Origin of the sequence: Streptomyces sp. CA2R106 (assembly GCF_037034245.1) — a bacterium.
Classification (GTDB): domain Bacteria; phylum Actinomycetota; class Actinomycetes; order Streptomycetales; family Streptomycetaceae; genus Actinacidiphila.
On record NZ_JBAGKC010000053.1, the window covers coordinates 1 to 15,565 of the forward strand.

General features: G+C 73.0%; 18 protein-coding genes, 3 tRNA genes and 1 pseudogene. 16 read left to right on the plus strand and 6 right to left on the minus strand.

Annotated features, from left to right (window positions below; translation table 11 throughout):
• The 6 genes and pseudogenes from WA788_RS34460 to WA788_RS34485 all read left to right on the plus strand — a co-directional run.
• Window positions 1–130, plus strand: a pseudogene (locus WA788_RS34460) (roadblock/LC7 domain-containing protein); the annotation flags it as partial.
• A gap of 75 nt (window positions 131–205) precedes the next feature.
• Entirely contained in the window at window positions 206–868 is a 663-nt protein-coding gene (locus WA788_RS34465; protein ID WP_335984304.1) for a DUF742 domain-containing protein, read from the plus strand.
• Entirely contained in the window at window positions 849–1,427 is a 579-nt protein-coding gene (locus WA788_RS34470) for a GTP-binding protein (RefSeq protein ID WP_202236420.1), read from the plus strand. The genes WA788_RS34465 and WA788_RS34470 overlap by 20 nt, the downstream gene beginning before the upstream one ends.
• 182 nt (window positions 1,428–1,609) lie before the next feature.
• Window positions 1,610–1,681, plus strand: a tRNA-Gln gene (locus WA788_RS34475).
• Window positions 1,682–1,700: 19 nt separating this feature from the next.
• Window positions 1,701–1,773: transfer RNA gene (locus WA788_RS34480), tRNA-Glu, on the plus strand.
• Between the two features lie 63 nt (window positions 1,774–1,836).
• Window positions 1,837–1,909, plus strand: a tRNA-Glu gene (locus WA788_RS34485).
• 138 nt (window positions 1,910–2,047) lie between these two features.
• Here WA788_RS34485 and ndgR read toward each other — a convergent pair.
• Entirely contained in the window at window positions 2,048–2,764 is a 717-nt protein-coding gene (gene ndgR / locus WA788_RS34490; RefSeq protein ID WP_335984305.1) for an IclR family transcriptional regulator NdgR, read from the minus strand.
• A gap of 128 nt (window positions 2,765–2,892) precedes the next feature.
• On the opposite strand from ndgR, the gene leuC reads away from it, so the two are divergent.
• From leuC to WA788_RS34510, 4 genes are all read left to right on the plus strand, one after another.
• Window positions 2,893–4,326: a 3-isopropylmalate dehydratase large subunit gene (leuC, locus tag WA788_RS34495; RefSeq protein ID WP_335984306.1), complete on the plus strand. Its 1,434-nt coding sequence runs from the start codon at window positions 2,893–2,895 to the stop codon at window positions 4,324–4,326.
• 6 nt (window positions 4,327–4,332) lie between these two features.
• Entirely contained in the window at window positions 4,333–4,938 is a 606-nt protein-coding gene (gene leuD, locus WA788_RS34500) for a 3-isopropylmalate dehydratase small subunit (protein ID WP_335984308.1), read from the plus strand.
• 192 nt (window positions 4,939–5,130) lie between these two features.
• Window positions 5,131–5,355, plus strand: coding sequence for a hypothetical protein (locus WA788_RS34505; protein ID WP_335984310.1), 225 nt, complete (start codon window positions 5,131–5,133; stop codon window positions 5,353–5,355).
• A 133-nt stretch (window positions 5,356–5,488) separates the two neighbouring features.
• A complete protein-coding gene (locus WA788_RS34510; protein WP_335984312.1) occupies window positions 5,489–6,106 on the plus strand; it encodes an HU family DNA-binding protein in 618 nt (205 codons plus the stop codon).
• 82 nt (window positions 6,107–6,188) lie between these two features.
• Here the strand turns inward: WA788_RS34510 and WA788_RS34515 are convergent, their stop codons facing one another.
• Complete coding sequence (locus WA788_RS34515) at window positions 6,189–6,410, minus strand: hypothetical protein (RefSeq protein ID WP_335984314.1); 222 nt, start codon at window positions 6,408–6,410, stop codon at window positions 6,189–6,191.
• A 32-nt stretch (window positions 6,411–6,442) separates the two neighbouring features.
• Window positions 6,443–7,096 (minus strand): 2-phospho-L-lactate guanylyltransferase, encoded by a 654-nt coding sequence (gene cofC, locus WA788_RS34520; RefSeq protein WP_335984315.1) that lies wholly within the window; start codon window positions 7,094–7,096, stop codon window positions 6,443–6,445.
• Between the two features lie 131 nt (window positions 7,097–7,227).
• Between cofC and WA788_RS34525 the strand changes: the two genes are divergently transcribed.
• From WA788_RS34525 to WA788_RS34535, 3 genes are read left to right on the plus strand one after another with little or no spacing between them, the layout of a single operon-like run.
• Window positions 7,228–8,133 (plus strand): lysophospholipid acyltransferase family protein, encoded by a 906-nt coding sequence (locus WA788_RS34525; RefSeq protein WP_335984317.1) that lies wholly within the window; start codon window positions 7,228–7,230, stop codon window positions 8,131–8,133.
• Entirely contained in the window at window positions 8,130–9,131 is a 1,002-nt protein-coding gene (locus tag WA788_RS34530) for an NAD(P)H-dependent glycerol-3-phosphate dehydrogenase (RefSeq protein ID WP_335984319.1), read from the plus strand. Before WA788_RS34525 ends, WA788_RS34530 begins: the two co-directional genes overlap by 4 nt.
• A gap of 12 nt (window positions 9,132–9,143) precedes the next feature.
• Entirely contained in the window at window positions 9,144–10,316 is a 1,173-nt protein-coding gene (locus WA788_RS34535; protein ID WP_335984320.1) for a D-alanine--D-alanine ligase family protein, read from the plus strand.
• Window positions 10,317–10,414: 98 nt separating this feature from the next.
• Here the strand turns inward: WA788_RS34535 and WA788_RS34540 are convergent, their stop codons facing one another.
• Both WA788_RS34540 and WA788_RS34545 read right to left on the minus strand, forming a co-directional pair.
• Complete coding sequence (locus WA788_RS34540; protein WP_335984326.1) at window positions 10,415–10,897, minus strand: DUF3515 domain-containing protein; 483 nt, start codon at window positions 10,895–10,897, stop codon at window positions 10,415–10,417.
• A 73-nt stretch (window positions 10,898–10,970) separates the two neighbouring features.
• Window positions 10,971–11,204, minus strand: a complete 234-nt coding sequence (locus tag WA788_RS34545) for an Lrp/AsnC family transcriptional regulator (RefSeq protein ID WP_202236430.1) — start codon at window positions 11,202–11,204, stop codon at window positions 10,971–10,973.
• A gap of 170 nt (window positions 11,205–11,374) precedes the next feature.
• Between WA788_RS34545 and WA788_RS34550 the strand changes: the two genes are divergently transcribed.
• Window positions 11,375–12,340: a thiamine-phosphate kinase gene (locus WA788_RS34550; RefSeq protein WP_335984322.1), complete on the plus strand. Its 966-nt coding sequence runs from the start codon at window positions 11,375–11,377 to the stop codon at window positions 12,338–12,340.
• 71 nt (window positions 12,341–12,411) lie between these two features.
• Window positions 12,412–13,239, plus strand: a complete 828-nt coding sequence (thiD, locus tag WA788_RS34555) for a bifunctional hydroxymethylpyrimidine kinase/phosphomethylpyrimidine kinase (protein WP_335984328.1) — start codon at window positions 12,412–12,414, stop codon at window positions 13,237–13,239.
• A gap of 59 nt (window positions 13,240–13,298) precedes the next feature.
• Here the strand turns inward: thiD and rpmB are convergent, their stop codons facing one another.
• Entirely contained in the window at window positions 13,299–13,484 is a 186-nt protein-coding gene (rpmB, locus tag WA788_RS34560; RefSeq protein WP_093737864.1) for a 50S ribosomal protein L28, read from the minus strand.
• A gap of 272 nt (window positions 13,485–13,756) precedes the next feature.
• Here rpmB and WA788_RS34565 point away from each other — a divergent pair, with 272 nt between their 5' ends.
• Complete coding sequence (locus tag WA788_RS34565) at window positions 13,757–15,421, plus strand: DAK2 domain-containing protein (RefSeq protein WP_335984324.1); 1,665 nt, start codon at window positions 13,757–13,759, stop codon at window positions 15,419–15,421.
• The last annotated feature ends 144 nt before the right edge of the window (window positions 15,422–15,565 follow it).

Below are 15,565 nucleotides of genomic sequence, written 5' to 3' on the forward strand. Positions count from 1 at the left end.
TGCGGTGCTGGCGCATCCGGAGTGCGACATCGGCCTGGTGGGCTACGAGATGGCCCTGCTCGTCGACCGGGCCGGTAGCGTCCTCACCCCCGACCTCCGCGCCGAACTTCAGGGCAGCCTGCTCAACTAATGCATGGGCCGCGGGCCGGCCCGGGCACCTGCCAGGTGCTCAGGCGGCCGCGCGGCCGTTTCAGGAGGAGGACCAGTGAGCACTTCCCCCGGTGGAGACCCGTACGGCAACCAGCACCAGCAGCCGGCGCAGCCGTACGGCTACCCGGCCGAGCCCGAGCCGGAGCAGCGGCCCGGGCAGCCCGGCACGCCCTACCGCCAGCCGCGCATCCAGCCGTACGCCCCACCGCAGGCCCCGCCACCGCAGGGCCGGGTCCCGGGCGCGCCCGGCCACCAGGAGGTCCAGGCGCACCAGGTCCACGGCCACCAGGGCCAGGACTACGGCCAGGAGTACGGCCAGGAACGCCAGGGCCACGGCGGGCAGCCGGACCGGCACGACACCGGCCGCTCACGCACGCCCTCAGGACTGGTCCGCCCCTACGCCATGACCGGCGGCCGGACCAGGCCGCGCTACCAGCTCGCCATCGAGGCGCTGGTCAGTACCACCGCCGACCCGGAGCGGCTGCGCGGGCAGCTCCCCGAGCACCAGCGGATCTGCCTGCTGTGCCGCGAGGTCAAGTCGGTTGCCGAGATCTCCGCGCTGCTGACCATTCCGCTCGGGGTGGTCCGCATTCTCGTCGCCGACCTGGCCGAGGCCGGACTCGTCGCGATCCATCAGCCCGGCGGCGACGAGGCCGCGGGCGGCCAGCCTGATGTGACACTGCTTGAAAGGGTGCTCAGTGGACTTCGGAAGCTCTAGCGGTCCGGCCCGCGCCACCACCTCCGCGAAGATCGTGGTGGCGGGCGGATTCGGCGTGGGCAAGACCACGTTCGTCGGTGCCGTCTCGGAGATCAACCCGCTGCGCACCGAAGCCGTGATGACCTCCGCGTCAGCCGGCATCGACGACCTCACGCACGCGCCGGACAAGACCACCACCACGGTGGCGATGGACTTCGGCCGCATCACGCTCGACGAGGACCTGATCCTCTACCTGTTCGGCACGCCCGGGCAGGACCGGTTCTGGTTCATGTGGGACGACCTGGTGCGCGGCGCGATCGGCGCGATCGTCCTGGTGGACACCAGGAGACTTGCGGACTGCTTCCCGGCGGTCGACTACTTCGAGAACAGCGGACTGCCGTTCGTGATCGCGCTCAACGGCTTCGACGGCCACCAGCCGTACGGGCCGGAGGAGGTGCGCGAGGCGCTCCAGATCGGCCCGGAGGCGCCGATCATCACCACCGACGCCCGCAACCGCGGCGACGCGAAGAGCGCGCTGATCACGCTCGTCGAGCACGCCCTGATGGCCCGGCTGCGCTAGTGCCGCGCGGGGCCGCCGGTGCGTCCTGACGGCGCACCGGCCCGGTTCCGGGGGGACTTGGCGATACTCGTTTTGGAGCGCCGTCCCGGATCGGGTAATGTTCTTCCTGCGCCGCCGGACAGGGCAAAGCCCGGAACGGAGACGCAAACCGAACAAGATCCCTTACCGGGGTTGCGTTTTGGTGGGGTATGGTGTAATTGGCAACACGGCTGATTCTGGTTCAGTTGTTCTAGGTTCGAGTCCTGGTACCCCAGCAGCACTTCACAAGTGCGAGCCCCCGTTGTGTAGCGGCCTAGCACGCTGCCCTCTCACGGCAGTAGCGCCGGTTCGAATCCGGTCGGGGGTACAGATCCTTTCATTCCGTCCCCGCCGGGTCGCACCCGGTGCGGACGACGCGAGGATCGCCAGGGCCCCCGTTGTGTAGCGGCCTAGCACGCTGCCCTCTCAAGGCAGTAGCGCCGGTTCGAATCCGGTCGGGGGTACGCATCGAAGCGACAGCGCCGGAAGCGGCGCCACATACGACGAGAAGCCCGCCGCGGACCGCGGCGGGCTTCTTCGTGTGTCCGTGTCCCAGGTCTCTCCGGTTCCCCAGGTCCCCCGGTCTCCCGGTCTCCCCGGGCTCAGCCGGAGCGGCGCAGGGCCTCGCTGAGCCGCCCGGCGGCCTCCACGACGGCTTGGGCGTGCATCCGGCCCGGGTGCCGGGTGAGCCGCTCGATCGGCCCGGAGACGGACACGGCGGCCACCACGCGGTTGGACGGCCCGCGCACCGGCGCGGAGACCGAGGCGACCCCGGGCTCGCGCTCGCCGATCGACTGCGCCCAGCCCCGGCGGCGCACCCCGGACAGCGCGGTGGCGGTGAACCGGGCGCCCTGGAGCCCGCGGTGCAGCCGCTCGGGCTCCTCCCAGGCCATCAGCACCTGCGCGGCGGAGCCGGCCTTCATCGGCAGCGTGGAGCCCACCGGCACGGTGTCCCGCAGTCCGGACAGCCGCTCCGCCGCGGCCACGCAGATCCGCATGTCGCCCTGGCGCCGGTAGAGCTGGGCGCTCTCCCCGGTCACGTCGCGCAGATGCGTCAGCACCGGCCCTGCCGTGGCCAGCAGCCGGTCCTCGCCGGCCGCGGCGGCCAGCTCCGACAGGCGCGGGCCCAGGATGAACCGGCCCTGCATGTCGCGAGCCACCATGCGATGGTGTTCGAGCGCCACCGCCAGGCGGTGCGCGGTGGGGCGGGCCAGGCCCGTGGCACCGACAAGCCCGGCCAGGGTGGCCGGGCCCGACTCCAGCGCACTGAGCACCAGAGCCGCCTTGTCGAGAACGCCGACGCCGCTAGAGTTGTCCATGCAACGATACTCGCGTCTCAGAGTGTGAAACGCAAGTTCAATTTTCCCGGGAACGCGTCACGCTGGACGCACAGCGCAGCACCAACACCTATGTAGGCCCCGCGACGACGCGGGCCGGAGGGACAGCGATGGGTAGGACACTCGCGGAGAAAGTCTGGGACGACCACGTCGTCCGCCGCGCCGAAGGCGAACCCGATCTGCTTTTCATCGATCTCCACCTCATCCACGAGGTGACCAGCCCCCAGGCGTTCGACGGGCTGCGGATGAACGGCCGGCGGGTGCGCCGTACCGACCTCACCATCGCCACCGAGGACCACAACACCCCCACCCTCGACATCGACAAGCCGATCGCCGACCCGGTCTCCCGGACCCAGTTGGAGACGCTGCGCAAGAACTGCGCGGAGTTCGAAGTGCGGCTGCACCCGCTCGGCGACGTCGAGCAGGGCGTCGTGCACGTGGTGGGCCCGCAGTTGGGCCTGACCCAGCCGGGCACCACCGTGGTCTGCGGCGACTCGCACACCTCCACGCACGGCGCGTTCGGCGCGCTGGCGTTCGGCATCGGCACCTCGCAGGTCGAGCACGTGCTGGCCACCCAGACGCTGCCGCTCGCCCCGTTCCGCACCATGGCGGTCACGGTGGACGGCGAGCTGCCCGAGGGCGTCACCGCCAAGGACCTGATCCTCGCGGTGATCAGCCGGATCGGCACCGGCGGCGGCCAGGGCTACGTCATCGAGTACCGCGGCAGCGCCATCGAGAAGCTGTCGATGGAATCCCGGATGACCGTCTGCAACATGTCGATCGAGGCCGGGGCCCGGGCGGGCATGATCGCCCCGGACCAGACCACGTTCGACTACCTCCAGGGCCGTCCGCACGCGCCCAAGGGCGAGGACTGGGACGCGGCCGTCGCGTACTGGAAGACGCTGAGGACCGACGAGGACGCCGTCTTCGACCACGAGGTGCGGATCGACGCGGCCGAGTTGGCGCCGTTCGTCACCTGGGGCACCAACCCCGGCCAGGGCGCGCCGCTGAGCGCGTCGGTGCCGGACCCGGCGTCGTTCGCCGACGCCAGCGACCGGCTCGCCGCGGAGAAGGCCCTGGAGTACATGGGCCTGACCGCCGGGCAGCCGCTGCGCGAGGTCGCCGTGGACACCGTCTTCGTCGGCTCCTGCACCAACGGCCGGATCGAGGACCTGCGCGCCGCCGCGGGCGTCGTCCGGGGCCGCCAGGTCGCCGACGGGGTGCGGATGCTCGTCGTCCCCGGCTCGGTGCGCGTGGCGCTCCAGGCCGTCGAGGAGGGCCTGGACAAGGTCTTCACCGCGGCCGGCGCCGAGTGGCGGCACGCCGGGTGCTCGATGTGCCTGGGCATGAACCCCGACCAACTCGCGCCCGGCGAGCGGTCCGCGTCCACCTCGAACCGCAACTTCGAAGGACGGCAGGGCAAGGGCGGCCGTACCCACCTGGTCTCCCCGCAGGTCGCCGCGGCCACCGCGGTCACCGGCCGCCTCTCCTCGCCCGCCGACCTGTCCGACGCCCCCGCCCCCTCCGCCTCGAAGGAAGCCTGAGCAGCCATGGAAGCCTTCACCACCCACACCGGCCGGGCCGTGCCGCTGCGCCGCAGCAACGTGGACACCGACCAGATCATCCCGGCGCACTGGCTGAAGAAGGTCACCCGCAACGGCTTCGAGGACGGCCTGTTCGAGGCCTGGCGCAAGGACGACGCGTTCGTGCTCAACGCGCCGCAGTACGCGGGCGCCACGGTCCTGGTCGCCGGACCCGACTTCGGCACCGGCTCCTCCCGCGAGCACGCCGTCTGGGCCTTGCAGAACTACGGCTTCAAGACGGTGATCTCGTCCCGCTTCGCGGACATCTTCCGCGGCAACTCGCTGAAGAACGGGCTGCTGACGGTGGTGCTGCCGCAGGAGGTCGTCGAGGAGCTGTGGCAGCTGACCGAGGCCGACCCGACCGCGGAGATCACCGTGGACCTGGTCGCCCGGCAGGTGCGCGCCGACCGCCCGCAGGGGCAGCTGGTCGCGCCGTTCGAACTCGACGACAACGCCCGCTGGCGGCTGCTGGAAGGGCTGGACGACATCAGCCTGACGCTCGCCAACGAAGCGGACATCGCCGCGTTCGAGAGCACCCGGCCGTCCTGGAAGCCCAGCACCGCAAGGGTCTGACGCCCTTCGGCGGCCGCACGCCCGCGCCGCCGCCACCGCCGGCACAAGCGCCCCCCACGTCCTCGTGGGGGGCGCTTTCGCGTGTCCGGACGAGCCGGACGCCACCCCGCCATGGGTACGGAAAACCAGCCGCGGAACACCCGGTTGGCCCTGTCATGCGCCGCAACTCGCCGCAGATGGCACAATCGACGCATGGAACGCGACGGCCAACTGGAGCTCTACGGGGTCCTCGCCGCGCGTTTGAAGCAGGCGCACACGCGCGTCGCCCATCCCGAAGTCCCGGACGGGACAAGGCGGGAGTTGACCCGGCGACTGCTCGCGGTGACCGCGGTGGCGAAGCACGATCTCGCCGACGCGGCACGGCGCCTGGAGGTGTTAACGGCTGAGTTGGACGACCTCGGAATCCCCGATCACTGATCACGTGGAGCACCGAGTTCGTTGCGGCACAAGGGTGATTCGCCCGTTTCGTATTTGATTTGCGGTATATATCCGCCTAGCGTGCGAAATCAGCCCGTACTCATTCGCCGGGCAAGTTTCCGAAGGGGAAGACGTGAACAAGGCGCAGCTCGTAGAAGCGATTGCCGACAAGGTGGGCGGCCGGCAGGCCGCCGCGGACGCGGTTGACGCGGTTCTCGACGCGATCGTCCGCGCGGTGGTCTCCGGTGACCGGGTCTCGGTCACCGGGTTCGGTTCGTTCGAGAAGGTCGAGCGTCCCGCCCGTTACGCTCGCAACCCCCAGACCGGGGAGCGGGTCCGGGTCAAGAAGACCTCCGTGCCGCGGTTCCGTGCGGGGCAGGGCTTCAAGGACCTGGTCAGCGGGTCGAAGAAGCTTCCGCGAGGCGGCGAGGTCTCGGTCAAGAAGGCGCCCAAGGGCAGCCTGAGCGGCGGTGCCTCGACCACCGCCCGCACCGCCACGAAGAAGGCCGCCGCGAAGAAGGCGACCACCGCGCGCAAGGCGGCCACCGCCAAGACCGCGGCCGCGAAGAAGACCACCGCGGCCAAGAAGGCCACCGCGAAGAAGACCACCACCGCCAAGAAGTCGGCGGCCAAGAAGACCACCGCGAAGAAGGCGGCGGCGAAGAAGGCGCCCGCCAAGAAGGCCACCGCGAAGAAGGCGCCGGCCAAGCGCGCCGCCCGCAAGACCGCGAAGCGCACCGCCGCCAGGTGATACGGCCGCTTCGCCGCACCACTGATCGACCTGCTCCACCGCGCCGGGCCGGGCCCCTCTCCCACGGGGTGCCCGGCCCGCGCTATTGCGCCGCCGGGTCCGGGAAGGTCTGGAGGGTCAGGAAGGTCACGCGGCGCTCCGCGCCGGTGCCCTCGGTGCGGATGCGCACCCGCTGGCCCGGGCGCAGCAGCCGCAACTGCCCCGCGTCGAAGGCCGCGGCGCCGAACTCCAGCGGGGTGCCGTCATCCAGCAGCACGCTCCCCGTGCGGCTCTCGGCATCGAACGTGAACGCGGTGGCTTGCATGTGCCCAAGCCTAGACGCCGCCCGGACCGGTCTCAGCTGCCCTCGAAGGTCAGCGCCGCCGCGGCCGCGACGGTGAACCGGCCCACGCCCAGCGCCAGCGCCACCGCGAGGTCCTGCGGGGTGTCGACGTCCTGGCGGACCGAGGGCGCCGCGGGGAGGGTGATCTCGGCGGCGCCGGAGGCGAGATGGCGGGCGCGCGAGGCCCCGCCGAAGCCGGGGGAGAGGGACACCCGCGGCGGAGCCGCGAGCAACGTTGTCCCCGTACCGGCCGCGTCGGCGAGGAACGCCCGCTCACAGGCTCCCGCGGCGGCCCGCAGCACCTCCGCCAGCTCCGCGGGCCGCAGGGCCGGGAGATCGCCGTTCAGCGCCGCGACCGGCGCGTGCGGCCTGCGGGACCTGACCGCCGCCTCGCCGTGCCGCAGCGCCGCGTTCAGCCCGGCGGCCGGGGAGTCCGCCACGACGAACGCCCCGAGCCCGGCCAGTTCCGCCCCCGCGGTGAGGTCGTCGGTCACCACCGTGACGTCCCGCACCTCCCGGCACGCCAGCGCGGCACCCACCGTGTCCAGCACGAACGCCAGCGCGAGCGCGGGCCGCACCGCACCCGCGCCCGCCAGCCGGCTCTTGGCCACCGCCAGCGGCTTCAGCGGAACCACCAGCGACCACCTCGCGTCATCCACGCCGTCCATTGTGCGGCCGCTCCCCCCGGCACGGCCGCCGCCGGTGGCAGAGGTGCTCCCTCGGCTGCCGGGCGCTGGCGTTAACCTCTCGGTAGCCGCGATCCCTGAGCGGCGCCAACGGCAACGAAGAGGAGTCCCGGGTGTCCCGCCGCAGAATCGGTTTCTGGTACCGCCTGGCGGCCGCCATCGCCAAGCCCCCGCTCACCGTGCTCTTCAAGCGGGACTGGCGCGGAAAGGAGAACATTCCGGCCGAGGGGGGATTCCTCACGGCGGTGAATCACAACTCCTACCTCGACCCGCTGCTGTACGCGCATTTCCAGTACAACACCGGTCGCCTTCCGCGCTTCCTGGCGAAGGCGTCGCTGTTCAAGCCGTTCTTCGTCGGCGCGGTGATGCGCGGCACCGGGCAGATCCCCGTGGTGCGCGCCAGCGCCGACGCGGCGGCCGCGTACCGCTCGGCGGTCGAGGCGGTCAACAAGGGCGAGTGCGTGGCCTTCTACCCCGAAGGCACCCTCACCCGCGACCCCGACCAGTGGCCGATGGTCGGCAAGACCGGCGTCGCCCGCGTCGCGCTGCTCACCCGCGCCCCCGTCATCCCGATCGCCCAGTGGGGCGGCAACGAATTCCTGCCGCCGTACGCGAAGAAGCCGAGCTTCTGGCCTCGCAAGACGCACCGCGTGCTGGTCGGCCCGCCGGTCGACCTGAGCGCCTGGCACGGCAAGGAGCCCACCGCCGAGGTGCTCCGCGAGGTGACCGGGGCCATCATGACCGATGTGAAGCACCTCCTCGCAGAACTCCGCGGCATCCCCGCCCCGGACGGCCTGTACGACCCGCGCAAGGCGGCCAAGGACGCGGAGCGCGCCGGCACATCCGCCGCCGCGCCCGCCGCGGCCACTGCGTCCGCCGCAACCACGGCCTCTGCCGCCTCTGCCGCCTCTGCCGCCTCTGCCGCCTCCGACAAGGACAACGACGCGACGGCCGCCGACGGCACGGGCGGCGCCGACACCGGCGGCGGCCAGGGCGGCCACGGCAAGGGGGCGGCGTGACCGCTCGCTGCGCCGTGTACGGCACCGGGTCCTGGGGCACCGCGTTCGCGATGGTGCTCGCCGACGCGGGCTGCGAGGTCGCGCTGTGGGGCCGCCGGCCCGACATCACCGCCGCCATCAACACCACCCGGGTCAACCCCGCCTACTCCAGCGAGATCACGCTGCCGGCCACCGTGACGGCCACCACCGACCCGGCCGAGGCCGCGGCCGGCGCGGAGTTCGTCTTCCTCGCGGTGCCCTCGCAGTCGCTGCGCGCCAACCTCGCCGACTGGGCGCCGCTGCTGCGCCGCGACGCGGTCCTGGTCAGCCTGATGAAGGGCGTCGAACTCGGCACCGCGAAGCGGATGAGCGAGGTCGTCGAGGAGGTCGCCAAGGTCGACCCCGAGCGCGTCGCGGTGCTCACCGGCCCCAACCTGGCCGCCGAGATCGCCGCCCGCCAGCCCGCGGCCGCGGTCGTCGCCTGCCGGGACGAGGCGGTCGCCCGCCGTATCCAGACCGCCTGCCACACCGCCTACTACCGCCCCTACACCAACACCGACGTGATCGGCTGCGAACTGGGCGGCGCGGTGAAGAACGTGATCGCGCTCGCGGTCGGCATCGCCGGCGGCATGGGCCTGGGCGACAACACCAAGGCGTCGCTGATCACCCGGGGCCTGGCCGAGACCACCCGGCTGGGGCTGGCGATGGGCGCGGACCCGTACACCTTCGCCGGCCTGGCCGGGATGGGCGACCTCGTCGCCACCTGCTCCTCCCCGCTGTCCCGCAACAACACCTTCGGCCACAACCTCGGCCGCGGCATGAGCCTGGCGGAGACCATCGCCGCCACCAGCCAGACCGCCGAGGGCGTCAAGTCCTGCGAGTCCGTCGCCGACCTCGCCCGCAGGCACGGCGTCGACATGCCGATCACGGAGACCGTGGTCGACATCGTGCACAACGGGAAGCCTCCCGTCGTGGCCGTCAAGGAGTTGATGTCACGTTCCGCGAAACCCGAACGGTAAGGTCAACGCGACATGAGCAACCTGCCAACGCCCCCGAGCCAGGACCCGCGCTCCGAGCGGCCGGGCTACCACCGAAAGCCGCGCGTCGCCGTCGTGTTCGGCGGACGCAGCTCCGAGCACGGCGTGTCCGTGGTGACCGCGGCCAGCGTGCTGCGCGCCATCGACCGCGACAAGTACGACGTCCTGCCGATCGGCATCACCACCGAGGGCCGTTGGGCGCTGACCGCCGACGCACCCGAGCGGATGGCGATCGCCGACCGGCGCATGCCCAGCGTCGAGCAGGTCACCGACCACGACGGCGCGGTGCTGCTGCCGGTCGACCCGGCCAACCGCGAGGTCGTCTACACCGAGATCGGCGCCGTGCCCAAGGCACTGGGCGAGGTCGACGTCGTCCTGCCGCTGCTGCACGGCCCCTACGGTGAGGACGGCACCCTCCAGGGCCTGCTGGAGCTGTCCGGCGTGCCGTACGTCGGCGCGGGCGTGCTCGCCTCCGCGGTGGGCATGGACAAGGAGTACATGAAGCGGATCTTCACCTCGTTCGGGCTGAAGGTCGGCCCGTACACGGTGGTCCGCCCGCGCGAGTTCGTCCAGGACCCGGCCGCCGCCCGCCGCAAGGTGCTTCAGTTCGCGCAGGTCCACGGCTGGCCGCTGTTCGTCAAGCCGGCCCGGGCCGGCTCGTCCATCGGCATCAGCAAGGTCGACGGGCCCGAGGGGCTGGACGCGGCCCTCGCCGAAGCCCGCCGGCACGACCCCAAGGTGCTGGTCGAGTCCCTGCTGAGCGGCCGCGAGATCGAGTGCGGCGTGCTGGAGTTCGCCGACGGCCCGCGCGCCTCCGCGCCCGCCGAGATCCCGCCCGCCGCCAGCAGCGACTTCTACGACTTCGACGCGAAGTACATCGACTCCGCCGAGGGCGTCGTCCCCGCGCCGCTCACCGCGGAGCAGACCGAGCGCGTCCAGCGCCTGGCCGTCGAGGCGTTCGAGGCCGCGTCCTGCGAGGGCCTGGTCCGCGCGGACTTCTTCCTGCTGGACAGCGGCGAGTTCGTGATCAACGAGATCAACACCATGCCGGGCTTCACCCCGATCTCGATGTACCCGCGGATGTGGCAGGAGAGCGGCGTCGGCTACACCGAGCTGATCGACCTGCTCATCCAGGCGGCGCTGCGCCGCTCCACCGGCCTGCGCTGACCGCCCGCGCCGCCGGGCCGGTCAGTCCGCGAGGCGCGCGAAACCCGCGAGGCCCGGTACGCCCGCAACGCCGCCGAAGCCGTCCCCGCCGCGCCGTGTCACAGGCCGGCGGGGATGGTCGCCTTCACCGCGGGCGCCAACTCCGCCAGCGGCGTCGCGTCGTGGGCGTACCTGGCCGGCAGCAGCAGTTCCACGTACGCCTTGCGCAGCGTCGTGGTCAGCCGCGCGCTGCCGTCCGGGTCCTGCTGCCAGGACCAGGAGACCCCGCCCACCTCGGCGCCGGGGGTGTTCACGTCGTCGTCGTTCGCCGGCCGCGGTACCCCGCAGCGCAGCACGATCGTAGGATCTCCCCAGCCGGCGGTGAGCTCGGACGCCGGCTTGAGCGCGCGCCCGGGCATGCCGTCGATCTTCTTCGGCAACTGCGCGTGCAGCGCTCGGCAGTAGCCCGCCGCCTCCGCGCTCGGAACCGGTACGGCGACGGACTCGTCGTCGCTACCGGAGGCGGTGAACACGTAGACCGCCGCCGCGGACAGGCACGCGGCGGCGGACACGGAGACCAGCACGACCCGGCGGTGGAACATCACCGGGAAAGCATAAGGAACAGCGGGGAGGAGCCCTGCACCAGGGGCTCGTCGGGGGCTTGAGCGGCGGGGACTATATATGGACGACCGGACACGTCAGTGTGCGGGTGATGCCTTCGGCCTGCTGGACCTTGGCCACCACCATGCGGCCGAGTTCGTCGACCGTCTCCGCCTGTGCGCGGACGATGACGTCATAGGGACCTGTGACGTCCTCCGCCTGGATCACGCCGTCGATCTTGGAGATCACCTCCGCTACTGCCGAGGACTTCCCGACCTCGGTCTGGATCAGGATGTACGCCTGTACCACGGAACCTCCAGGGCGGCTTCGAGGATCATGTGGGAGGGGAGACGCCACGTTATCGCGTCGCCGCGCGCAGCGGGGAGACCCGCGCGGTACCAGACCCTTGTATTGACGGGAATAACGCAGTGGAACGGACCGGGGCACGGACGCCGGCCGACAACCGAGGGGACGACACTATGAAGGGGACTGTGGGCGAGCTGGGGGAGTTCGGGCTCATCAGGGAACTCACCTCCCGCCTCACCTCCACCCCCGCGGTGCAGATCGGCCCCGGCGACGACGCCGCGGTGGTCGCCGCGCCCGACCGCCGGGTGGTGGCCACCACCGACGTGCTCCTCGAAGGACGGCACTTCCGCCGCGACTGGTCCACCGCCTACGACGTCGGCCGCAAGGCCGCCGCGCAGAACCTCGCCGACATCGCGGCCATGGGCGCGGTGCCGACCGCGGTGCTGCTCGCCCTCGTGGTGCCCGCCGACCTGCGCGTGACCTGGCCGGTGGAGCTGATGGACGGCATCCGGGACGAGTGCCAGGTGGCGGGCGCCGCGGTGGTCGGCGGCGACGTGGTGCGCGGCGACACCATCACCGTCTCCATCACCGCCCTGGGCGACCTGCGCAGCCGGGCCGCCGTCACCCGCGGCGGGGCCCGCGCCGGCAACCTGGTCGCCGTCACCGGCTGGCTCGGCTGGTCCGCGGCCGGACTCGCGGTGCTCTCCCGCGGCTTCCGCTCGCCGCGCGCCTTCGTCGAGGCGCACCGCCGACCCGAACCGCCCTACCACGCCGGCCCGGCCGCCGCCGAACTCGGCGCCACCGCCATGACCGACGTCAGCGACGGCCTGGTCGCCGACCTCGGCCACATCGCCGCCGCCAGCGGCGTGGACATCGACCTGCGGTCCGCGGCCATCGACATCCCCGCGCAGATGACGGACATCGGCCAGGCCGTCGGCGTGGACCCGCTGCACTGGGTGCTCACCGGCGGCGAGGACCACGCCATCGTGGCCGCCTTCCCGCGCGACGTGAAACTCCCGGCCCGCTGGCGGATCATCGGCGACGTCACCGCGCCGGCCGGCCGTACCCCGCGGGTCACCGTCGACGGCGCGCCGTGGGACAAGGCCGCCGGATGGGACCACTTCGGGCCGGGGGAGTGAGGACGGACGAGCCCGCGGCGGGCACCGCGTACGACCCGGCGGCGGACCCCGCAGTTGACCCGGTGGACCCGGTGGACCTCGCGGCCCCGCCCCATCCGGCGCCGCCGCGGGTGCTCACCGTCGCCGGGTCCGACTCCGGCGGCGGCGCGGGCATCCAGGCCGACCTGAAGGCGATGCTCGCGCTCGGGGTGCACGGCATGAGCGTGCTCACCGCGGTCACCGCGCAGAACTCGCTGGGCGTGCACGGCGCTTGGGAACTGCCCGCCGAGGCGGTCCGCGCGCAGTTCCGCGCGGTCGTCGACGACATCGGGGTGCAGGCGGTCAAGACCGGCATGCTCTCCTCCGCGGCGACCGCCGCCACCGTCGCCGACCTGCTGGCCGGCCTCGACCCGGCCGTACCCGTGGTGGTCGACCCGGTCGCCGTCTCCAAGCACGGTGACGCGCTGCTGCGCGCGGAGGCCGTCGAGGTGGTCCGCACCCGGCTGCTGCCCCTGGCCACCGTGGCCACCCCGAACCTCGACGAAGTGACCTGGCTCACCGGGATCGTGGTCACCGACGAGGAGGGGATGCGCGCCGCGGCCCGCGCGGTGCTCGGCCACGGCCCGCGCTGGGTGCTGGTCAAGGGCGGCCACCTGCCCGACACCGAGCAGGCGGTGGACCTGCTCTCCGACGGCCGCGCGGAGCACTGGTACCGCGCCCCGAGGCACGGCAACCGCCACACCCACGGCACCGGTTGCACCCTGGCGAGCGCCCTCGCCTCCTACCTCGCCCTCGGCGACGACGTGCCCACCGCGGTCGGCCGCGCCAAGGAGTACGTCAGGGGCGCCATCGCGGCCGGCTTCCCGCTCGGCGCGGGCATCGGCCCGGTCGACCACGGCTGGCGCGCGCGGGCACACTGAAAAGCCGATCCACCGCGAGGTGGATCGGCTTCAGGTGGCCACCCAGGACTGCGCTGCGGTCAGCGCGTGACCTTGCCGGCCTTGATGCACGAGGTGCAGACGTTGAGGCGCTTCGGCGTCTTCCCGACCACCGCACGCACGCGCTGGATGTTGGGGTTCCAACGGCGCGGGGTACGGCGGTGCGAGTGGGAGATGCTGTTGCCGAAGCCCGGCCCCTTGCCGCAGACGTCGCAGTTAGCAGCCACGGGTCACTCCAAAGACTTCAGATGCTCAGATGCATTTACGGTGAGAAAACCCGGGAGAACCCCAGGCAACCGGAGCAGCATACAACGACCGCTCCCGTACCGCGAAACTACCACGGTCCGGGCATCCGCCCGCCCGCCGCCGGGTGCTCGGCCCCTGCCCGCGGCGCCGCCCGGCAGTACGCTCACCAGCAGCCCCCCGAGCCCCGCGGCGGCCGAACAACCGGAACGTCCGGCCGAACACCACGGGTCCGGTGCCCCGCAAGGAGGACCTGTTGCCCCCCACGCCCGACGCGGCCGCGGTGCGTTCCTGGTGCCGGCTCTCGCTCCGGGCGCTGGGCAGGGCCCGCGAGGAGATCGACGCGATCAACGTCTACCCGGTCGCCGACGGGGACACCGGCACCAACCTCTACCTCACCGTGGAATCGGCCGCCCAGGCCGTCGAGGCGGTCTTCGACGCGCACACGGCGGGCGGTGGCGCCGAGGAGGCCGTGCCGACCTTCGCCGAGGCCTTCCGCGCCCTGGCGCACGGCGCCCTCATCGGCGCCCGCGGCAACTCCGGCACCATCCTCGCCCAGCTGCTGCGCGGCATGCACGGGGCGCTCGCCGCGCCCACCGGGCCCGACGGGCGGATCTGCGCGGACGACCTGCGCCGCGCGCTCGCGGCCGCCGCCGCCGCCGGATACGACGCCGTCGCCCGGCCTGTCGAGGGCACCATGCTCACCGTGGCCACCCGCGCGGCCGACGCGGCCCGCGCCGCGGGCGGCAGCCCCGCCGAGGTCGCCCGCGCCGCCCACGCCGCCGCGTCGGCCGCGCTGGCCGCCACCCCCGCCCAACTCGACGCGCTGCGCCGGGCCGGCGTGGTCGACGCCGGCGGCCTCGGCCTGGTCGCCCTGCTCGCGGTGCTCTGCGAGGTCGTCACCGGTGAGCCCCCCGCCGCCGCGTCCACCGCGGCGGCCACCGCCGCCCCGCCCGCGCAGGCCGTCCCGCCCGCCCCCGAGCCGTGCGCCGAGACCGGGCAGTTCGGGCCGGACGGCCCGGCGTTCGAGCTGATCTTCCTGCTGGAGGCGCCCGACGCCGCCGTGGCGACCCTGCGTACCCGGCTCGACGCCCTCGGCGACTCCCTGGTCGTGGTCGGCGGCGACGGCCTGTGGAACGTCCACGTGCACGTGGACGACGTCGGCGCCGCGGTCGAAGCCGCCATCGACGCCGGGCGGCCCTACCGGATCAGGGTCACGCACTTCGGCGACCAGGCCCGGCGCTCCCGCGGCGAGCGGGCGGTACGCGCAGTCGTCGCCCTCGTCCGCGGCGACGGCCTCGCCGCGCTCTACGGCCAGGCCGGCGCGACGGTGGTCGCCCTGCGCCCCGGCGAGCGGCCCGCCAGCGGTGAGATCGCCGCCGCGGTGCGCCGCGCCCACGCCCGCGAGGTCGTCCTGCTGCCCAACGACGCCGAACTGCGGCACACCGCCGGCGCGGCCGCGGAACAGGCCCGGGGCGACGGCGTACGGGTCGCCCTCATCCCCACCCGCTCGGCCGTCCAGGGGCTGGCCGCCCTCGCCGTCCACGAGCCGGGCCGCCGCTTCGACGAGGACGTGGTCGCCATGACCGCGGCCGCCGGCGCCACCCGCTACGCCGAACTCGCCGTCGCCGAGCACCAGTCCTGGACCACCGCGGGCATCTGCCAGGCCGGCGACGTCCTCGGGCTCATCGACGACGACGTCGCCGTCATCGGCACCGACCTCGCGGAGACCGCCGTCGGCACCCTCGAACGCATGCTGACCGGCGGCGGCGAACTCGTCACCCTCATCCTCGGCTCCACGGCTCCGCCGGACCTCGCCGACCGCCTCCGCGCCCACGTCCACGACCACCACCTCGCCGTCGACACGGTCACCTACGAAGGCGGCGACACCTCCACCCCCCTCCTCATCGGCGTGGAGTAGGGGACCCGGACTGGGCACCCAACCTCCCCCCGGCCGGCCCGTGGTAGCCGGTGAGCCGTTCTTACGTGTCGGCACCGTTACGTGCGAGCCGTTCTTACGCGGCGGCACCCGCTCAAGCCCCTTTTTTGCCGCCGGCTCGCCTCC